The organism is Streptomyces sp. NPDC002125, from assembly GCF_053593715.1.
The window spans coordinates 80,665-97,923 of record NZ_JBSFDD010000028.1 but is presented as its reverse complement, the minus strand read 5'-3'; the positions used below and the strand labels follow the sequence as shown (position 1 = coordinate 97,923).

The following is a 17,259-nucleotide window of genomic DNA, read 5'->3' as shown; positions in this document are numbered from 1 at the left end:
ATGCCGATGAGGTCCCGGGGGCCGAACACCGGTGAACGCACCGGTCGCCGCCGGAACCGGGCCGGTGACCGGCGGGCGGGCAGCTCATGGGCTGTCCGCCTGCCACGCCCACCGCTTCGGGTCGGCGTCCACCGGTCCGTACACGGCGCTGCCTCCCGCGCCGAACTTCCCGAGCTCCGTCCCGAGAGCCGCGCCCACCGCGCGACGGTCCTCGGGCCAGCCGGTCACGTCCAGGAGCAGCCCGTCCAGCGGGCCGCCCACCAGCTCCACGTAGACGTGACCGGGCCGGGGCCCCGGATCGGGGTCGTCGTGGTCGGCGCCGTAGACGCGGCGTCTCATCAGTTCGTCCATGCCTTCCAGCATCACAGCCACCACTGACAATCCACCGTGGAGCACCGGGAGGGGGGCGGTGCTCAGCCGCGCGTCGGCGGGCGCCAGACGGTGAAGTCGCTGATCCTGAAGTGGCTGGTGACCGTGCGGAACGCGAAGTGACCGCTGGTGTACGGCTCGGGGTCCTGGTAGTCGAAGACGAGGCTGCCGTTGTTCCACCACTGCACGGTCGGCCCGTCCGAGACGATACGGACCCGGTTGGGCTCGTTGGCCGTCAGCAGCGGGGCGGTGTAGTCGAGCAGCAGCGGGCGGCTGCCCGCCTCGCCGACGTAACGGCGCAGCCTGGACGTGGTGTTGGAGTTGGCGCCGTAGCCCACGTAGTAGGTCTTGAGATGGTCGTACTCCGCCAGGGCTCCCCCGCGTCCGGTGCCGAATATGTCGTCGGGTGAGCGGACGTCCGTGGCGTTCCAGAAGTTGTTCAGGTCGGACACCCGGTCGTTGGCTCCGCCGGCGGACACCGCGGTCGCCGTGTACTCGATCTCGTACGGTCCGCTGAGCCTGCGGTCGAACCAGACCGTGGCTCCGGCGGGCACGTCGATGTCGAGGACTCCGTCGGCGGCCGTCACGCTCCCGCCGTCCTGGAGCTCGGAGGTCCACAGGCCGGTGCCGGAGCGGAAGGTGTCACCTGCGATCGCGGTCCAGGCCCGGTCGGGGCCCGTGTCGGTCCGGATCGCGGGCCTGGACGGGTTCTTGGAGCCGTAGCCGAGGTAGTAGTCCGTGAACGTGGACTGGAGGTAGCCGCGCACGGTCCAGCCGAGGCGGTAGGCCGGGTTGTGGGCCAGGGTGTAGAGACGGGTGGAGGTGGGCTCGGTGGTCGTGTAGAGGCGCAGGGCCCTGTGGTCCTCGGTCTCCGCGAGGATCTCCTCACGCCAGTCGCCGAGGATGTCCCCGTAGAAGGGGGTGGCGTTGCGGGCGCCCGCGACGACTCCGCTGGGGTCGAACACGCGGGTGCTCGTCTCGGTGGTGGGGCTCCACTTCTCGACGTGCGTACCGTCCAGGAGTTCGGCCCCCTTGTCGCCGTCCCACCACACACGGAAGTTGACGCTGGGTGTGGTGGCGGAGACCTTGCCGTCCCGGACGTTGCGCACGCCCGCGCCGGGTGCGGTGACGTCGGCGGTGGACGTCCAGTATTCGAGGCCCTTGTGACGGGGGTCGATGTCGGCCGTGGTGCCGCGGCCGACGTCGAGGTCCGCCTCGCTCGCGGGGTCGGCGGGGTGCTCGCCGGTCACCAGGCGCTCGCCGGTGTCCGCGTCGTAGTAGTACCAGGGGAAGCGGGAGACGACGCCGAGTTCGGACTGCTGGATCGCGAAGCCTTCCAGCCCCGGCCTGTCGGGGTCCAGGTCGGCGATGTGGAAGCGGTCGCCGTGGCCGGCGCCGTCGACGACGTAGCGCAGGGTTCCGTCACTGTTGACGACGTAGTTGCCGTCGGCGATGTCGTCCTTGCCGTCCCGGTCGACGTCGACGGTGCGGATCTGGTGGAAGCTGGTGGCGCCGCTGTCGGCCGGCACGACGTACTTCCAGTTCGGCTTCAGCGCGCGGCCGTCGAAGTCCCAGGTCTGGATGAGCGTCCGGAAGGCACCGCGCTTGGCACCCACCCGTGTGACGAGCTTGGTCACCAGGCTCGGGTGGACGCCGTCGAGGTAGGCGATGCCGAACTGGCCGCCGGAGGGACCGTCGGGGGTGAAGTCGCCGGGCACCGGCTGCCGTGTGCGTTCGACGCCGGTGGCGCCGTCGATGACGGAGACGAACTGGTCGGCGGGCGATGCCGCCCGGACGCTGCCCCCGTCGGCGAAGGTGGTGCCGTCCGCCGTGTGGACCAGCACCTCGGCCCTGCCGTCGCTGTCGAGGTCGTACACGGTGACGTTGTCGTCGTTGCGGTATCCGCCGATGGCGGTGGAGCCGCTGATCGCGGCCGGTGCCGGGTCGTTCGCCCCGTTGCCGGGCAGCTGGGTGTACGAGCCGGGACCCTGGTCGACGCGCCACAGGCGCTCGCCGGTGAGGGTGTACGCCTCCAGCAGGTCCGGCCGGTCCCGGGTGCCGGACAGCCGGCTGACCACGAGCTCGTAGCTGCCGTCACCGTCGAGGTCACCGGGCCAGGCGTGCTGGACGGTGTACCCGGCGGCATCGGCCAGCGGTATCTCCGCGTACCCCTTCGCGAGGTCCAGGGCGCCGCCGCCACTCGCCTTCCTCTCACGGCCGTCGACGACCGCGCGCACCGTGTAGGCGCCGTGCCCGCGGCTGTCGTCCTGGTAGGTGGTGGAGGAGGTGACGGGCCGGTGGTTCAGCCGCTTGCCGCCCCGGTAGACGTTGAAGGCGATGTCGGAGCCGTACTCCGTGCCGAGCAGCCGCCAGCTGAGGAACGTGCCCTTTCCCGAAGGTACGGCGACGAGCCCCCGGTCGAGGGCCTCCATAATCCTGCGGGTCTGTGGCTGGGCGGCGTGACCGGCCTTGTCCCCTGCGGGAGCGGCGTGTACGGACGGGGCGGCGAGCAGGCCGGCGAGAGCGGCCACAGCGCTCACCGCCGCGAATCTGCGGCGCCCTGGACGGACGGGGAGCATGGTGGATCCTCCGAAGCTTGGAAAGCGCTGTCTGCGAAGATCCACACTGCGGGCGGGGAAACCCCGCTGTCGATGATTTCCGGCGCGCTGCCACGTGACCGCAATCTGCGGCACATCCGGCCGTCACGGACCGGGCGCGGCAACGGAGTGACGTGGAACGGCACGGAACGGACCGGGAGCGCACGGCGTTACGGCGCACATGGTCACGGTGTGGGGCCGGACGGCGTTTCCAGGTGCGCGCCGGCACCCTGCCGGGTGATGGTGGACCTCCTTCGGACTCCGCCGCGGCGCCCTCCCCGTCCCGGCTCGGCCGAGGGCGACCCATTCCCGCCAGGCGTACTGGCTCTGCTGAGGAGGCTCCATGAACTGGACACTCGAGGTCATCCCCGTCCCCGTCACCGACATGGACCGGGCGAAGGAGTTCTACGCCGAGAAGGCAGGCTTCAAGCTGGATCTGGACGACGAGGTCGCTCCGGGGATGCGCATCATCCAGCTGACCCCGCCCGGCTCACGGTGTTCGATCGCCATGCTCCAGGGCATGCCCGCGGCTCCCGGTATGGAGGTGATGGCTCCCGGCACGCTCCAGGGACTCCAGGTCTGCGTCACGGACATCGAGGCGGCGCGTGCGGAGCTGACGGGCCGAGGCGTCGACGTGTCCCCGATCCGGCATGTGGGGGCGACGGGCTGGGAGGAGGGCAAGGGTGACACCTGGAACTCGTTCATGTCCTTCTCCGACCCGGACGGCAACGGCTGGGTGGTCCAGGAGGCGCCCACGGAGCTGTCGGAGCGCTGACGCCCCGTCGGCCCGGCGGGTCACGGGGGCTCGACGCCACCCCTGCCCGCCGGGCGGTCCGTTCCTCAGGCGTAGGAGTCGAAGGGGATTCCGGCCGGTTCGGCCTTTTCCAGGTGGTTGTTGAAATTGCCGTCCTTGAGGCCGAAGACGGCGCTGCCGAAGTCGGCCTGGCTCAGTTTGTCGCGCAGCCCTGCCGGGTAGCCGTTCCAGCCGACGAGGGCCGGGTAGCGCCAGCCGTGGTAATGGTTCTCGGGCGGCTCGTCGTTGGAGTTCGCGGGGCGGAAGCAGTGGGTGCTCAACCCGTCCTTGTGATACACGATCTTGGGATGTGTTCCGTCCCAGCGGATCGCCCCGGCGGCGTGGACGTCGAAGTCGCCGTGGGCTGAGGTGGAGACGTAGCGGGCCACGTCGTCCTGGATCCAGACCACGACGTGCTCCCAGTCGTGCCTGTGGCCGCCGAGCCCGCTGCCCGCCACCGCCTGGTCCTTCTCGAAGTAGAGGCCGTACATGACCGCGCACCAGCCGTTGTTGCACTTGGAGCGGGCGTAGCCGTTGGTGTTGTCCAGATCCACGGCGTCACGGCAGCTCCCGTTCACGGCGCCGGTGGTGTTGAGTCCGGCGGCGATCGTCCCGTCGGGGCCGATGGCCGGCGTGGGATAGCAGCCGTCCGTGTCGTAGTCGTACGCGGGCTGGAAGGTCTGTTCCAGTCCGTCCGCGGCGGCGGGCAGCGCGGCCGGCGGGGCCGCGAACGCGCTGCTTCCCGATGCGACGACCAGTGCGACGGCACTGGCGACGACGAGTGAGACCTTGCGGATCGGGGCTCTGCTCTTCACTGTGTCCTCCCGGTCGGCGCGTGGTGGGGGCACGCGGCTACGCCTGACATGCCCATCGCAAGCACATCGAACCGCGCGGGCCCGAGTCGACGGCCGCCGGGAGTACGGACAGAGGTGAGGGGCCGGGGCCTACGGCGCGGGGCGGCGCGCGGGCGCCCCGGCTGACGTCGCGGCACCCGCCGCGCCGGCCTGGGCGTTCCGGCCGGGGCGCAGGGTCCACGGCACCGGATCGGTGTTCATCAGCCACCCGTCGGCGATCAGCCGGCGGATGACGAAGATCCGCAGGTCCCTGGACATCTTTCCCCAGCCCATCCCCTTGCAGAGCTGCTTGACGGAGGGTCCGTGGCCGTGCGAGGCCCGGAAGGAGGCCGCGAACCGGGCCGCGGGAGGCCCCTGGTCGGGATACCTCGCCTCCCAGACGCCGTAGGCCCTGCGCACCTTCTCCTCGAACTGGGCGGGCACGGCCTTGCGCATGAAGGCCTCCGACACCCTGACGGTGGACAACGAGCAGTCGGCGCACTTCTCGACGGCCTCGACGTGCCGCCGCAGGGCGACGCTCACCCCGGCCTTCCACTCGTCCCAGCTCGGCGTCTGCTCCACCGGGCCGTCGTCCGCCCGGGGCGGGACAACGGGCACGGGGCGCATGCCCGAGAGGTGCCGCACGGCTTCGCCGAGCAGATAGCCGCTTCCGTCCAGCTCCCGCAGGAAGCCCTTGGCGAGCAGTTCCGGCAGAGCGGGCAGGCAGTCCGCAGGCAGGTCGGCGGGCAGGGTGCCGCGCTCGTCGGCCGGCCCGTGGGCCGCGAGGTAGAGGGCTGCCAGCCGTGCGGCGGTCGAGGTCTTCTTGACGGGCTTGGCGGACAGCGTCCTGGTCGTCCATCCCGAGACCCGGGACCGCATCACCTTGCCGAAGGGCAGCCGGCGGTCGGCGAATTCCGGCAGAGTGATCGCCACAGGAGTGACGAGGTCGTCCCCGAGCAGCGCCTCCTGACCCTGCCAGCCGAGGGCGGAGACGGCGACGACGGCCCCCTCGGCGTCGGCCAGGCGGAGGGAACGCAGATCCTGGCCGGTGAGATTGCCGATCCCGCTCCGCGCCGCACGGATGGTGACCACCACCGCGAGGAGCCGCGCATCGGCCCCCTTCAGCGGCAGCGAGGACACATGGGCCAGGAGCTCACGTGCTGCTTCCCCCTGGCGGGGCGTCAGCAGGAAGGGATTCGGCTTCACGGCCGGCGGGGCCGGGGCGGGGGGCGAACTCGGAGAGGAGGGAGGCACGCCCTGTACAACGCGACCGACGGGCCGAGGTCACCCTTCGTACGGACATTCGCAGCACGGCCCGGCGGAAACGACACTCAGGACTCGTTCCGTGACGGCGGCCTCCGACGTGAAGGGGGCAACGTTCCGGGCCACGGCGACGACTGTCCTTCCGTCAGCCGCCTCATCGTGAACCGGGAGCTCGTATGCGTATCGTCGGCCCGTCCCTGGCAGTGGTCCTGGGGGCCGTCATCTCAGCGGCACCGGACGACGCCTCGGCCGCCACGTCGCCCATCGTCGTGGCGGTGGACGGCGACGACGCCGCCGCGGGGGCGCGGGCGACGCTCACCGCGAATCTGTCCGTCTCGGACGCACGCCCGGCCGCGGTCGGCGCGGATACCGCGTCCAGCGGCAACTCCTGGGACATCGGCGGCACCTGGAACGACGCCGCGGTCATCAGCACGGACACGGGCCCGATCACTGGAGCGCGCGGGGCGGTCGGCTCCCTGCCGTCGTCCCCGGCCTTCCTCGTGCCGCGCAACGGCGCCGCTGTCGGGGCCCGGCTGTGAGCGCGGACCGCACGGCCGGGCGGCCTGGGCAGCACTCCCCCGGGGGTCCCGGCGGCAGCGGCTCTGTATCGTCGCCGCATGACCGTCCTCGAGCGCCTTCGCCCTGATCACGCTCCGGCCCTGCTCGCCTTCGAGCGTGAGAATCGCGCGTACTTCGCCGCCTCGATCCCGGACCGGGGGGACGATTTCTTCACCGGGTTCGCCGCGCGTCACGCCGAGCTGCTCGCCGAACAGGCGGCGGGACTGCACCACTTCCATGTCGTGGCGGACAGCGGGGGCGCGGTGCTGGGACGGTTCAACCTCGTCGATGTCGAGGACGGGGCCGCCGAGCTCGGGTACCGCGTCGCCGAGCGGGCCTCGGGGCGGGGGCTCGCCACCTCGGCGGTCCGAGACGTGTGCGCGCTGGCCCTCGCGGAGTACGGACTGACCGTGCTGAGGGCCAGGACGACGGTGGACAACGCGGGTTCCAGGACGGTGCTGGCCCGTGCGGGATTCGCCGAGGCCGGCACCCTCACGCTGATGGGGAAGCCCGGGCTCCGCTTCACCCGGTATCTGGCGGCCCCCGGCGGCTGAGCCTGGCGCCCTCCGGCCCGCGCGTGCCGGGAATGCGCATCGGCGGCGCACCGCGAAGCGGTCCGCCACCGATGAGTGGTCCGGGATGGTGCGGTGATCAGTTGTCGTCGACCTGCTCGTCCGTGATCGTGCCCTTGGCAGCGTCCACGTCGAAGACGGTCTTGTTCCAGTCCTTGGTGACCACGTCGATCTGCCAGACCAGGACCTGGCTGTCGTTCTCGTCGAGGCTCATCGAGGTGACCCAGCCGTCCGCCTTGTCGGTGGCGACCTTGGCGGCCTGCTCGGGGGTCTGTGTCGCCTTGGCGACCTGATCCGCCAGCTCCTGCTTGTCGGCGTCGCTCTGGTCGGGGTCCGTCGTGGAGTCGAGGACCTTTCCGGACACGGCGTCGATGGTCACGTCGTGCGCGGTGCCGTCCTCCTCGACGACCTCGGCGACCCACTTCGGCGCGTCGGAGCTGCCGCTGGGGCTGGCGGAGCCGGTCGGGCTCGGACTGCCGGTCGGGCTTCCGGTCGGGCTGGGGCTGCCGGTCGGACTGCCGGTCGGGCTTCCGGTCGGGCTGGGGCTGCCGGTCGCGTCATCGTCATCGTCCTCGTCGAGGGGCTCGAGGTCGAGATCGACCAGCTTGCCGCCGGACACCTCACCGACGGCCGTGGTGGCCGCCTTGTCGAAAGTGATCTTGACGTTCGAGAGCAGGTCCTTGCGCTTGGTCTGCGCCTCGGTCAGCTGGGCCGTCGCGGACGGGCTGCCGGAGGGGCTGGTCGTCTGCTTCGGAAGGACCTTCGCGGCCTCCGAGGTGGCCGCGGCGGTCTTGTCACCGCTGTCCTGGCCGCAACCGGTCACAAGGGTGGCCGCGAGGGCGGCGGCACACAGGGCGCCTCCCGCGACGCGGAGGCGGCGGGAACGCAGGGAAACGGTCTTATTTCGGCGGGGCTCAAATCTCATGCTGGCATGCCTAGCCGCCCACACGAACAGTCATGTTGTCCGACCGGCGGGTGTCACCCGATCGACGGCATCGTCCGCCCATTCGGCGTGTCGCCCGGCACCCCCGGGCGACACGCCATCCACACACGCGGATGACGCCGGTTCCGTGGAACCGGCGTCATCCCCGTGGGCACTGTGCGGCGTCAGGCGGTCAGCTGCACCTCGGCCGGTCCGGCCGACTTCCCGAGCGGACCCGCGGAGGGCACGGCGCCCAGCCGGGCCGCCGCCGCGGCCAGCGCGTCCGGCACGGTCCTGGTCCCGGTCGTGACGCAGAGGGTGTACGACACGTCCTCCAGCCGACGGCTGCTCTCGGAAGTACCGAGCCGCGCATGGGCACTTCGCAGTGACTCGTAGCGCTTGACGAGATTCCGCAGCGTTGCGGGATTGGCCATCAGCACGGCAGTTCCTCTCCACAGGGCGGCCGGGAGCCCGTGGGCCCCGCGCCGACGAAGTCCGATCGCGCCGGCGGAACCGCCTGGCGTCACGGGCGGCCGTGCGAAGCCGACAGCACGCGTCCGATCCCTTGCAGATGATGGTCGCCCCGGCTCACCCATTCCGCATCCGCAGTCACACAAGGTCACTTATCCGGGCTCCCGAAGCGCCGTGCTCCCCCGTGGGAAACAATGGAGGACGACGGGCGGTCGCCGCCACGTGCCCGCCCGGTCGGGAGGTCGGTCATGGATTACCCGGAGAGTTACGAGCTCATGTTCCAGGCGGGCGGCGCCGAGGACGACGTGGTCGTCGTGCACCTCACGGCCCGCTCCGGTGCGGGCGGTTACCCCGTCTACGAGGACGAGACCGGAATCGTGCGCGCCGAGATCAGCGAGCGCGGCGAGGTGCGCATGCAGGCCAGCGGCGGCCACCAGATGCTCGGAGCGCCCCTGCGGGTCCGACCGCTGAGCCGGTCCGCGGCCACGCACCGTCCCCGCTGAGCACCTCGGGCCCCCACGGAGGGGCCCGGGCCGCGCGACGGAGTCCGAAGTTCGTCCCCGCCCACGTCTCGTCCGAATGTGTTTACTTTCTTGAGGCGTGTCCGTAGTCTGCCGGTGAAACAACAGACTCGGGCATGAAACGGAAACGTAACCACATGTACGCACCGGAGCGGCAGCAGGAGATTCTCCGCATCGCGAGCGAGAGCGGCCGTGTCGACGTGCTGTCCCTGGCCGAGCAGTTCCAGGTGACCGCGGAGACCGTGCGCCGTGATCTCAAGGCACTCGACAGGGCGGGGCTTCTCCGCCGGGTGCACGGCGGAGCGATCCCGGCCGGGAGGCTCGGTTTCGAACCGGATCTCGCCGAACGCGACACCGTGGCGGCCGGCGAGAAGGACCGCATCGCGGCCGCCGCCCTGAGCGAACTCCCCGCCGACGGCAACATCATCATCGACGCCGGAACCACGACCGTCAGGCTGGCCGCCGCCATGCCGATCGACTCCCGCCTCACCGTGGTCACCCACGCCCTGCCCGTGGCCGCCCGTCTGTCCGACCACCCGGACATCGCCCTGCATCTGGTCGGCGGACGGGTCCGGCACCGCACCCGCGCTGCCGTGGACGCCTGGGCCCTGAGCGCGTACGCCGAGATCAACGCGGACGTGGTCTTCCTCGCCACGAACGGCTTCTCCCTCGAGGGCGGCCTCACCACCCCGGACCTGGCCGAGGCCGCGGTGAAGCGCGCCGTGATCGCGGCAGCCCGCCGGGTGGTCCTTCTCGCCGACTCGGGCAAGGGCGGCCAGGAGCACTTCGCGCGCTTCGGCGACCTGTCCCAGGTCGACCTGCTCATCACCGATGCGGGGCTCAGCCCCGAGGCCGCCCGGGACATCGAGAGCCGGGGCACGGAAGTAGTGCGCGCATGATCCTCACCGTCACCCCCAATCCGAGCCTGGACCGGACCTATGAACTGCCGGGTCTCACCCGCGGTGCCGTCCTGCGGGCCACCGCCGACCGGGTCGACCCCGGCGGCAAGGGTGTCAACGTCTCCCGCGCGATCGCCGCCGCCGGGCACCGTACGGTCGCGGTCGCGCCGCTGGGCGGGCCGGAGGGCGCACTGCTCGCGCGGCTCCTCGGCGAGCACGGCATCGAGGCCGCCGGTGTGCCGATCGCCGGCAGCACCCGTGTCAACATCACTCTCGTCGAGCCCGACGGAACGCTCACCAAGGTCAACGCCACGGGCCCCGAGATCACCACCGCCGAGGCCGAGTCCCTGCTGGACACGGTCAGGGCCCGGTCGGCGGGGGCGGACTGGATCGCCTGCTGCGGAAGTCTGCCGCGTGGCCTGCCGCCCCGCTGGTACGCCGAGCTGGTAGCCCGAAGTCACCGCGCCGGTGTCCGGATCGCTCTCGACACCTCCGGCGCCGCGCTGCTCGCCGCGCTGCCGGAGCGGCCGGATGTGATCAAGCCGAACACGCAGGAGCTCGCCGAGGCCGTCGGCCGTCCGCTCGCCACGGTCGGCGACGCGCTCAAGGCGGCGCAGGAGCTGTGCGAGCTCGGCGCCCGTTCGGTGCTCGCCAGCCTGGGAGCCTGCGGACAACTGCTGGTGGAGCCTTCGGGAGCGCAGTTCGCTGCCGCCCCGGTGGATGCGGTGCGGAGCGACGTCGGAGCGGGAGACGCCTCCCTGGCGGGGTTCCTGTCCGCCGGCGGCACGGGCAGGGCTGCCCTCGCCGCAGCGGTGGCGCACGGCGCCGCCGCCGTGCAGCTGCCCGGGAGCGTCATGCCGACGCCCGATGACCTCGATCCGTCCGCGGTCGTCACCACCGCGGACGTCCCCGTGGACCTGGTTCTGCCGGAGCGGGCCCTGTGACCGCCCGGCCCCCGTCCGGTCGTACGACTCCCCGTCCCCCCGCGCCGTCCCCCGGACGGTCCACGAGCAAGGAGCCCCGCGATGAGTGAGCTGATCACCGCGGAACTGGTCGATCTCGATCTGTCCGCCGAGACGAAGAGCGCTGCCGCCCGTTCACTGGCCGACCGGATGGTCACGGCCGGCCGTGTCACGGACCTCGACGGGTTTCTCGCCGATGTGGCGGCCCGTGAGGCCCAGATGCCGACCGGTCTCGACGGCGGCATAGGCATTCCGCACTGCCGGAGCGAGCATGTCACCGCGCCGACGCTGGCGTTCGGCCGCAGCCCCCGGGGCATCGACTTCTGTGCTCCGGACGGGCCCGCGGATCTGATCTTCCTGATCGCCGCGCCCGCGGGCGCGGACGACGACCACCTCACCATCCTGTCGGCCCTGGCCCGGCGGCTCATGGACCCCGGATTCACCGGCGCGCTGCGGGCGGAGAGCGATCCCGCTGTCGCCGCCGCCCTGATCAGCGGCGAACAGGTCCCCGCGGAGGCCGGCGCGACCGGGGCCGCTGCCGGCCCGGAGGCCGCCGAGCCCGCGGTCGCCGAGCCTTTCAGGATCGTCGCCGTCACCTCCTGTCCGACCGGCATCGCGCACACCTACATGGCAGCCGAATCGCTGGAGGCCGCCGCACGCGCCGAGGGTGTCGTGCTGCACGTGGAGACCCAGGGCTCGGCGGGGTTCGAGCGGCTGGATCCGGCAGTGATCGCCGCAGCGGACGCCGTCATCTGGGCTCATGACGTGGAGGTGCGGGAGAGGGCGCGGTTCGGCGGCAAGCCGGTCGTCGACACCGGGGTGAAGGCCGGGATCAACCGGCCGGCCGAGCTCATCGCCGAGGCGCGGCGCAAGGCCGAGCGGGGAGAGATCAGCCGGATCTCCGACGCCCGCGAGGACGCGGGCGCAGGTGGCCCCGACGCCGCTCCAGGGCACTTCGGCGTCCGGCTGCGGACCTATCTGATGTCCGGCGTCAGCTACATGGTGCCGTTCGTCGCGGCCGGAGGACTGCTCATCGCCCTCTCGTTCGCCATCGGCGGCTACGAGATCGCGAGCGCGAAGTCCGTGGCCGACCACTTCGTGTGGGGCGAGGCGGACAGCTGGGCCGCCCTGCTCAACCAGATCGGCAGTGCCGCCTTCGGCTTCCTGGTCCCGGTGCTCGCCGGGTACATCGCCTACGGGATGGCCGACAGGCCCGCTCTCGTGCCCGGGTTCGTCGGCGGCGCCATCGCCCTCACCATCGACGCGGGATTCCTCGGCGGCCTGGTCGCGGGTCTGCTCGCGGGTGCGGTGGTGAGGGCGATCCAGCGGGTCAAGGTGCATCCCACGCTGCGCGGCATCATGCTGGTGCTGGTGATCCCCCTGCTTGCCTCGGCCGCGGTCGGCTTCCTCATGTTCATCGTGGTCGGCAAGCCGATCGCCTCGCTCCAGAACGCCCTGACCGACTGGCTGAACGGCCTCTCGGGCTCCAACGCCGTCATCCTCGGCGTCGTGCTCGGGCTGATGATGTGCTTCGACATGGGCGGCCCGCTGAACAAGGTGGCGTACGCCTTCGCGGTCGGCGGCCTGGCCGATCCGACCCCCGGCAGCCTCAAGGTCATGGCCGCGGTGATGGCGGCCGGGATGGTGCCTCCGCTGGCGCTGGCCTTCGCCACGACCGTGCGCGGCAGGCTGTTCACCCGGACCGAGCGCGAGAACGGCAGGGCCGCGTGGGTCTTGGGCGCCTCCTTCATCACCGAGGGTGCGATCCCGTTCGCCGCGGCCGATCCGCTGCGGGTGATCCCGTCCGCGATGGCGGGCGGCGCGGTCACGGGTGCGCTCTCCATGGCCTTCGGCTGCACGCTCCGGGCCCCGCACGGTGGCGTGTTCGTCGTCCCGCTGATCGGCGAGCCGTTCCTTTACCTGCTGGCGATCGCCGCCGGAACGGCGGTGTCCACCGCCCTGCTCCTCGCCCTCAAGGGAATGCGCCGCGATCCGGAGACCGCCTCCCCCGCGAAGGGCGCCGAGGTCGCCGCAGCTGTCTGATCCTCTGCTCCTCACCATCCGTCACCACAGATCCCCACACCACAGGAGTGAACCCATGTACCAGCGCACCGTCTCCGTCGGCTCCCGCAGCGGACTGCACGCCCGTCCGGCCTCGCTCTTCGTGCAGGCGGCCACGCGTCTGCCGGTCCCGGTGACCGTCGCCCGCGACGGCCGCGATCCGGTCGATGCCCGGAGCATGCTCTCGGTGCTCTCGCTGGCCGCCCAGCACGGCGATGAGCTGGTGCTGTCCGCTGTGGGCGAAGGCGCGCCGGAGGCGGTCGACGAGCTGGCTACCCTTCTGGCGGAGGACCACGACGGGAAGGCCTGAGCAGCGCCATGGACAGCTGGAATCCGGCAGGTGAAGGGGTGCTGCGGCTGCCTTCGGGGCGGCTTGTCCGAGGGCGCGGTCTGCGGCGCCCGCTCCCCGAAGGGCTCACGCCCACCTTCGCGGTCCACCTCCTGGGCGCTTCCCCACCCCCGGTGGCCTGGGAGTCGAGGTGGCTGCGCTGGCCGGACTTCCTTCTGCCCGCCGACCGCCCGGCCGCGCGTGCGGTGCTGAGCGAGACATGGCGGCGGGCAGAGCTGGACCGGGTGGAGGTCGCGTGCGCGGGCGGCAGGGGACGCACCGGTACGGCGCTTGCCTGTCTGGCCGTGCTGGACGGCGTGCCGGCGGCCGAGGCGGTCGCGTACGTACGCGGGCACTACCACCCCAGGGCCGTGGAAACTCCCTGGCAGCGGCGGTACGTCATGCGCTTCGCCGAGGGCTGACGTACCGGAGCCGCCGGGGTCGGTCACTCCACCGTGTGCGGAACCGGAACCGTTGCTCCGCCGCCGGCGCGTACGGCGTCGACGACACTCTGGTGGAAGGTCCGGCTTTCCTCCTCCGAACGGCACGGCACCGGACTGCCGGCCAGTGTGAACCAGTCCGAGGCACCGCTGTACTGCACGGCTACCTCTGCCTGCCCTTCGGTCCACGTCGTGTGCACGGTGAGATCACCGCTCACGACACCTACCTCTTCGGTGCGCACTCCGCCGGTTCCCGCGAAGACACCGAGGGTAGTCCACGATGCCCAGTTCATGACGCGTCGCCTTTCGGAGACAGTGACAAGCCTGTCAAGCGGACTTGGTTCGAGTATGGCACCGGGAAGCATCACCCGCACGGGTGTGCCCGGGAGTATCCGGGCGGTGACGCCGGGGCACCGGTCAGGGGTGCATGGAAGCGCCCTTGAGGATCTTGTCCACGGCGTTGCGGGGCCCGTGGACGGCCAGGCCGACCAGGTCCATCGCGTCCCGCGACACGGCACGGACGGCTGCCCTGTTGGCCTCGTCATGGCCGGTGGCGAAGAGGTCGGAAGTGAACACGGCCAGGGTCGCGCCCCGGCTCACCGCCCGGGTGTGGGCGGTCGTCAGCAGTTCCTTCGAACCGGCGAACACGAGGACCGGCTGGCGGAACATGGGCAGGTAGGGGGTGTCGTCGGCGTCCGCGTACGGTTCGCCGACGACTTCGGGGACCTTCGTGCCGAGGCCGCTGACCAGGAAGGCGGTGACGTTGAGCCGCTGCCAGGTCTCCAGGTCGTCGCGGAGCAGTACCGCGATCTTGGTGTCGAAGCGTACGGGTGCGTTCTCGTCGGTCATGGAGACAGCCTGGCGCCGGCCACCACCGCGGGTCTTGTACGAACTTTGCACGCCGGGCCACGGTGGGGTTCTTGTATGGTTCAACCATGGGTGCACGTCCGGACATCACCGCGTGGCGTCCGCGGGTCGAGGGAATCGACGAGGTCTTCCACGCCCACTTCGCGGACCACGCGTATCCCATGCACACGCACGACGCGTGGACGCTGCTCATCGTCGACGAGGGAATGGTCCGCTACGACCTGGACCGTCATGAACACGGAGCGCCCAGCTCGGTGGTGACGCTGCTGCCTCCGCACGTCCCCCACAACGGCGACGCGGCGACTCCCGAGGGCTTCCGCAAGCGCGTCCTGTATCTCAACACCTCGCAGATCGACGCCGGGCTGGCCGGGCGCGCGGTGGACCGCCCCGTGCTGCACGATCCCCGGCTCCGGCACCGCGTCGACCAGCTCCACCGGACGCTGGAGCGGCCCGGCGACGAACTGGAGGCGCAGAGCCGTCTCTCGCTCGTCTCCGAACGCCTCGCCCACCACCTGCGCGACGAGTCCGCCGCCCCGCCGGTGCCCGATCCCAAGCTCGCCCACCGGCTGCGGGAGCTGCTCGACGAGCACGTCGTGGAGGGTGTGACGCTCCGCGAGGCGGCGGAGCTGCTGCACTCCCACCACACCCACCTGGTACGGGCCTTCAGCCGTGAGTTCGGTATGGCCCCGCACCAGTACCTGACGGCGCGCCGGGTCGATCTGGCCCGGCGTCTGCTGCTCGGGGGGATGCGCGCGCCGGAGGTGGCGACCTCGGTGGGGTTCTACGACCAGTCGCACTTCTCCCGGCACTTCAAGCGGGTGGTCGGCACGAGCCCGGGGCACTACGCGCGGGCCGGGCAGGCTGCCTACCGGCGCTCCAGCGCACCGCGGACGAAGGCTGCCTGACCGGCGTGCTGCAGATCGTCGGCGATGACGCTGACGAGCCGCACGCCCAGGGTGACCGGGGGCGACCAGGAGTCGTCGACCACGCGTTCGAGGGCGCGGCCGTCGAGTCCGCGGACGAAGTCGAGGGTCCGCGCGTGCACGGCGTCGAAGTAGTCGAGGAGGAGGGCGGGCGACTCCACCCGTACCGAGGCGACCTGCGCGCTGCTGTGGCCGTAGCCGGTCGAGCCCTTTTCGAGGGGCAGTTCGAAGCGGGACGCCCAGTCCTTCGCGAACCAGAGCTGTTCGGTCCCCGCCGCGTCGGCGACATGGTCGTCCTGGACACGGGTGAGGTGCCAGACGAGCCAGGCGATCGAGTTGGCGTCGTCGTCGAGCCTGGCGTTGAGGTCCTCGGACGGGAGACCTTCGACGGCGGCGTGCACCGCTTCATGGATGCGCTCGAACGCATCGGCGAGAATCCCTGCACTGTTCATACGACCACCATGGCCCGTCCCCCGTCCGGCCCCCGACTCCGACACGCGGCGGTCACGGGTGCACGGTGTGCAGCCACTTCGTGAGCAGGGCGTTGACCTCCGCGGCACGTTCCTGCTGGATCCAGTGGCCGCACCCGTCCAGGATGTGCGAGGAGACGAGCCCGGGGAGCGTGGTGGGGTAGGCGGCGATCGCGTCGGCCATCCAGGTGGTGGAGGAGTCCAGGGCACCGCCGACGAAGAGCGCGGGGGCGGTGAGCCGGGCCCCGTCCCACACAGCCAGGTCCTCCCAGTCGCGGTCGACGTTGCGATACCGGTTGAGTGCGCCGGTCATGCCGGTCCTCTCGAACTCGGCCGCGTAGACGTCCAGTTCGGACTCGGTGAGCCAGGACGGCAGGGGGCCGCGGGTGAAGCGGCCGCTCATGGCCGCGCCGGCGGGCACGAAGAACGGGCTCTCGGCGCCGGGCCCCGGCATCGTGTCGGCGGAGAGCGAGGTGTAGAAGCCGGCGAGCCATCCGCGTACGTCGGGTTCGATCTCCGCCTCGGCGCGGCCGGGCTGCTGGAAGTAGCTGACGTAGAACTCCTCGCTCCCGCCGATACGGGCGAAGCCGTCGGTCGGCCGGACCGGGTTCCAAGGGGCGTAGGGGACGCTGAGCATGCCCACGGCGGTGAACATGTCGGGCCGCAGCAGCGCGCAGTTGGCGGCGATGGGAGAGCCCCAGTCGTGGCCGACGACTGTCGCTGTCTCCTCGCCCAGCGCGTGGACGACACCGACGGCGTCGGCGACCAGCGCCGTCATCCGGTAGGCCTCCACGGGATCCGGGGCCGAGGAACGCCCGTAGCCGCGTACGTCGACGGCGACCGCGCGGTAGCCCGCGGCGGCGAGGGCCGCGAGCTGATGACGCCAGGAGTACGAGGTCTCGGGGAATCCGTGGACGAGGAGGACGAGAGGGCCCGTCCCCTGTTCGAGCAGATGGATCCGGCCGCCGGGGACGTCCACCAGACGGTGGACCGCCCCGGGGACGGTCACGGAGGGCTCTGCGGCGGGAAGGGGCTGGGGCATGTCTCTCCTCGGGCTGCCGGGGCCGGCCCACGTCGGTCCGTGGGGCCGGCTGCCACCATGATTCGGCTCCGGCGCAGGAGCGGACAAGAGAACTTGCCGTTCCGGCAAACCGGCCCGCCGCCCGCTCAGCCCGCGCCGACGAGGAGGCGCATGAGGTGTGCGCAGGCCGAGGCCTCGTCGGGGTGCCGGGCGATCACCTCGTACGTCCCGCGCTCGTACGCACCGGTCTCCCACACCCCGTCGGGCGCCTTCCTGAGGAGCAGGAAGTCCGGGGGTGTGGGGACCGGTTCGTGAACGCCTTCGATCCTGTAGTAGCCGTCCGCGACGCCTGCCGCGTCCAGCGCTTCCCGCAGTTCCCGGCGTTCCAT

20 protein-coding genes and 2 pseudogenes are annotated in these 17,259 nt (G+C 71.5%); 10 read left to right on the top strand and 12 right to left on the bottom strand.

The annotated features are described in order from the left end of the window. Positions 1 to 84 precede the first annotated feature (84 nt). The 3 genes and pseudogenes from ACWCQM_RS33565 to ACWCQM_RS33555 all read right to left on the bottom strand — a co-directional run. Complete coding sequence (locus tag ACWCQM_RS33565; RefSeq protein ID WP_450918844.1) at positions 85 to 351, bottom strand: hypothetical protein; 267 nt, start codon at positions 349 to 351, stop codon at positions 85 to 87. A gap of 62 nt (positions 352 to 413) precedes the next feature. After that, a pseudogene (locus ACWCQM_RS33560) lies at positions 414 to 1,022 on the bottom strand (DUF6250 domain-containing protein); the annotation flags it as partial. Positions 1,023 to 1,076: 54 nt separating this feature from the next. After that, positions 1,077 to 2,801 (bottom strand): annotated as a pseudogene (locus tag ACWCQM_RS33555) (rhamnogalacturonan lyase family protein); the annotation flags it as partial. 508 nt (positions 2,802 to 3,309) lie between these two features. Here ACWCQM_RS33555 and ACWCQM_RS33550 point away from each other — a divergent pair. Beyond that, positions 3,310 to 3,741 carry a VOC family protein gene (locus ACWCQM_RS33550; protein WP_450918843.1) on the top strand — a complete coding sequence of 144 codons (432 nt, stop codon included), beginning with the start codon at positions 3,310 to 3,312 and terminating at the stop codon, positions 3,739 to 3,741. A gap of 65 nt (positions 3,742 to 3,806) precedes the next feature. Here ACWCQM_RS33550 and ACWCQM_RS33545 read toward each other — a convergent pair whose 3' ends face one another. Next, positions 3,807 to 4,574, bottom strand: coding sequence for an NPP1 family protein (locus tag ACWCQM_RS33545; RefSeq protein WP_450918842.1), 768 nt, complete (start codon positions 4,572 to 4,574; stop codon positions 3,807 to 3,809). A gap of 129 nt (positions 4,575 to 4,703) precedes the next feature. After that, positions 4,704 to 5,798 carry a hypothetical protein gene (locus tag ACWCQM_RS33540; RefSeq protein WP_450918841.1) on the bottom strand — a complete coding sequence of 365 codons (1,095 nt, stop codon included), beginning with the start codon at positions 5,796 to 5,798 and terminating at the stop codon, positions 4,704 to 4,706. A 233-nt stretch (positions 5,799 to 6,031) separates the two neighbouring features. Between ACWCQM_RS33540 and ACWCQM_RS33535 the strand changes: the two genes are divergently transcribed. Together ACWCQM_RS33535 and ACWCQM_RS33530 are read left to right on the top strand one after the other, a co-directional pair. Then, positions 6,032 to 6,394, top strand: a complete 363-nt coding sequence (locus ACWCQM_RS33535) for a hypothetical protein (RefSeq protein WP_450918840.1) — start codon at positions 6,032 to 6,034, stop codon at positions 6,392 to 6,394. Positions 6,395 to 6,472: 78 nt separating this feature from the next. Beyond that, on the top strand, positions 6,473 to 6,967 hold the full coding sequence (locus ACWCQM_RS33530; protein WP_450918839.1) for a GNAT family N-acetyltransferase: 495 nt from the start codon (positions 6,473 to 6,475) through the stop codon (positions 6,965 to 6,967). A gap of 97 nt (positions 6,968 to 7,064) precedes the next feature. Here the strand turns inward: ACWCQM_RS33530 and ACWCQM_RS33525 are convergent, their stop codons facing one another. Both ACWCQM_RS33525 and ACWCQM_RS33520 read right to left on the bottom strand, forming a co-directional pair. Then, positions 7,065 to 7,910 carry a PepSY domain-containing protein gene (locus tag ACWCQM_RS33525; RefSeq protein ID WP_450918838.1) on the bottom strand — a complete coding sequence of 282 codons (846 nt, stop codon included), beginning with the start codon at positions 7,908 to 7,910 and terminating at the stop codon, positions 7,065 to 7,067. Between the two features lie 182 nt (positions 7,911 to 8,092). Then, the gene (locus tag ACWCQM_RS33520; RefSeq protein WP_450918837.1) at positions 8,093 to 8,347 is read right to left on the bottom strand and encodes a DUF5133 domain-containing protein; all 255 of its coding nucleotides are present in this window, start codon (positions 8,345 to 8,347) and stop codon (positions 8,093 to 8,095) included. 279 nt (positions 8,348 to 8,626) lie between these two features. Here ACWCQM_RS33520 and ACWCQM_RS33515 point away from each other — a divergent pair, with 279 nt between their 5' ends. From ACWCQM_RS33515 to ACWCQM_RS33490, 6 genes are all read left to right on the top strand, one after another. Beyond that, entirely contained in the window at positions 8,627 to 8,881 is a 255-nt protein-coding gene (locus ACWCQM_RS33515; RefSeq protein WP_450918836.1) for a DUF6296 family protein, read from the top strand. A gap of 155 nt (positions 8,882 to 9,036) precedes the next feature. Continuing rightward, complete coding sequence (locus tag ACWCQM_RS33510) at positions 9,037 to 9,798, top strand: DeoR/GlpR family DNA-binding transcription regulator (RefSeq protein WP_450918864.1); 762 nt, start codon at positions 9,037 to 9,039, stop codon at positions 9,796 to 9,798. Beyond that, positions 9,795 to 10,742: a 1-phosphofructokinase gene (gene pfkB / locus ACWCQM_RS33505; protein WP_450918835.1), complete on the top strand. Its 948-nt coding sequence runs from the start codon at positions 9,795 to 9,797 to the stop codon at positions 10,740 to 10,742. Before ACWCQM_RS33510 ends, pfkB begins: the two co-directional genes overlap by 4 nt. 81 nt (positions 10,743 to 10,823) lie before the next feature. Beyond that, a complete protein-coding gene (locus ACWCQM_RS33500) occupies positions 10,824 to 12,803 on the top strand; it encodes a PTS fructose transporter subunit IIABC (RefSeq protein ID WP_450918834.1) in 1,980 nt (659 codons plus the stop codon). A 55-nt stretch (positions 12,804 to 12,858) separates the two neighbouring features. Next, positions 12,859 to 13,131 (top strand): HPr family phosphocarrier protein, encoded by a 273-nt coding sequence (locus ACWCQM_RS33495; protein ID WP_450918833.1) that lies wholly within the window; start codon positions 12,859 to 12,861, stop codon positions 13,129 to 13,131. A gap of 8 nt (positions 13,132 to 13,139) precedes the next feature. Then, a complete protein-coding gene (locus tag ACWCQM_RS33490; protein ID WP_450918832.1) occupies positions 13,140 to 13,571 on the top strand; it encodes a protein-tyrosine phosphatase family protein in 432 nt (143 codons plus the stop codon). Between the two features lie 23 nt (positions 13,572 to 13,594). Here ACWCQM_RS33490 and ACWCQM_RS33485 read toward each other — a convergent pair whose 3' ends face one another. Both ACWCQM_RS33485 and ACWCQM_RS33480 read right to left on the bottom strand, forming a co-directional pair. Continuing rightward, a complete protein-coding gene (locus ACWCQM_RS33485) occupies positions 13,595 to 13,882 on the bottom strand; it encodes a hypothetical protein (RefSeq protein ID WP_450918831.1) in 288 nt (95 codons plus the stop codon). Between the two features lie 124 nt (positions 13,883 to 14,006). Continuing rightward, entirely contained in the window at positions 14,007 to 14,438 is a 432-nt protein-coding gene (locus ACWCQM_RS33480) for a DUF2000 family protein (RefSeq protein WP_450918830.1), read from the bottom strand. Positions 14,439 to 14,524: 86 nt separating this feature from the next. Between ACWCQM_RS33480 and ACWCQM_RS33475 the strand changes: the two genes are divergently transcribed. Next, complete coding sequence (locus ACWCQM_RS33475) at positions 14,525 to 15,361, top strand: AraC family transcriptional regulator (RefSeq protein WP_450918829.1); 837 nt, start codon at positions 14,525 to 14,527, stop codon at positions 15,359 to 15,361. Here the strand turns inward: ACWCQM_RS33475 and ACWCQM_RS33470 are convergent. The 3 genes from ACWCQM_RS33470 to ACWCQM_RS33460 all read right to left on the bottom strand — a co-directional run bounded on the left by ACWCQM_RS33470 (position 15,322) and on the right by ACWCQM_RS33460 (position 17,259). Next, on the bottom strand, positions 15,322 to 15,831 hold the full coding sequence (locus tag ACWCQM_RS33470; RefSeq protein ID WP_267077632.1) for a mycothiol transferase: 510 nt from the start codon (positions 15,829 to 15,831) through the stop codon (positions 15,322 to 15,324). The genes ACWCQM_RS33475 and ACWCQM_RS33470 overlap by 40 nt on opposite strands. Before the next feature lie 52 nt (positions 15,832 to 15,883). Beyond that, the gene (locus ACWCQM_RS33465) at positions 15,884 to 16,891 is read right to left on the bottom strand and encodes an alpha/beta fold hydrolase (RefSeq protein WP_450918828.1); all 1,008 of its coding nucleotides are present in this window, start codon (positions 16,889 to 16,891) and stop codon (positions 15,884 to 15,886) included. Between the two features lie 125 nt (positions 16,892 to 17,016). Beyond that, on the bottom strand, positions 17,017 to 17,259 hold the full coding sequence (locus ACWCQM_RS33460) for a hypothetical protein (protein ID WP_450918827.1): 243 nt from the start codon (positions 17,257 to 17,259) through the stop codon (positions 17,017 to 17,019).

Coding starts and splice junctions, on each gene's coding strand:
- ACWCQM_RS33500 (WP_450918834.1), top strand. CDS start 10,824: ATGAGTGAGCTGATCACCGCGGAACTGGTCGATCTCGATCTGTCCGCC.
- ACWCQM_RS33465 (WP_450918828.1), bottom strand. CDS start 16,891: ATGCCCCAGCCCCTTCCCGCCGCAGAGCCCTCCGTGACCGTCCCCGGG.
- ACWCQM_RS33495 (WP_450918833.1), top strand. CDS start 12,859: ATGTACCAGCGCACCGTCTCCGTCGGCTCCCGCAGCGGACTGCACGCC.
- ACWCQM_RS33470 (WP_267077632.1), bottom strand. CDS start 15,831: ATGAACAGTGCAGGGATTCTCGCCGATGCGTTCGAGCGCATCCATGAA.
- ACWCQM_RS33530 (WP_450918839.1), top strand. CDS start 6,473: ATGACCGTCCTCGAGCGCCTTCGCCCTGATCACGCTCCGGCCCTGCTC.
- ACWCQM_RS33565 (WP_450918844.1), bottom strand. CDS start 351: ATGGACGAACTGATGAGACGCCGCGTCTACGGCGCCGACCACGACGAC.
- ACWCQM_RS33475 (WP_450918829.1), top strand. CDS start 14,525: ATGGGTGCACGTCCGGACATCACCGCGTGGCGTCCGCGGGTCGAGGGA.
- ACWCQM_RS33515 (WP_450918836.1), top strand. CDS start 8,627: ATGGATTACCCGGAGAGTTACGAGCTCATGTTCCAGGCGGGCGGCGCC.
- ACWCQM_RS33525 (WP_450918838.1), bottom strand. CDS start 7,910: ATGAGATTTGAGCCCCGCCGAAATAAGACCGTTTCCCTGCGTTCCCGC.
- ACWCQM_RS33490 (WP_450918832.1), top strand. CDS start 13,140: ATGGACAGCTGGAATCCGGCAGGTGAAGGGGTGCTGCGGCTGCCTTCG.
- ACWCQM_RS33480 (WP_450918830.1), bottom strand. CDS start 14,438: ATGACCGACGAGAACGCACCCGTACGCTTCGACACCAAGATCGCGGTA.
- ACWCQM_RS33510 (WP_450918864.1), top strand. CDS start 9,037: ATGTACGCACCGGAGCGGCAGCAGGAGATTCTCCGCATCGCGAGCGAG.
- ACWCQM_RS33460 (WP_450918827.1), bottom strand. CDS start 17,259: ATGGAACGCCGGGAACTGCGGGAAGCGCTGGACGCGGCAGGCGTCGCG.
- ACWCQM_RS33535 (WP_450918840.1), top strand. CDS start 6,032: ATGCGTATCGTCGGCCCGTCCCTGGCAGTGGTCCTGGGGGCCGTCATC.
- ACWCQM_RS33550 (WP_450918843.1), top strand. CDS start 3,310: ATGAACTGGACACTCGAGGTCATCCCCGTCCCCGTCACCGACATGGAC.
- pfkB (WP_450918835.1), top strand. CDS start 9,795: ATGATCCTCACCGTCACCCCCAATCCGAGCCTGGACCGGACCTATGAA.
- ACWCQM_RS33485 (WP_450918831.1), bottom strand. CDS start 13,882: ATGAACTGGGCATCGTGGACTACCCTCGGTGTCTTCGCGGGAACCGGC.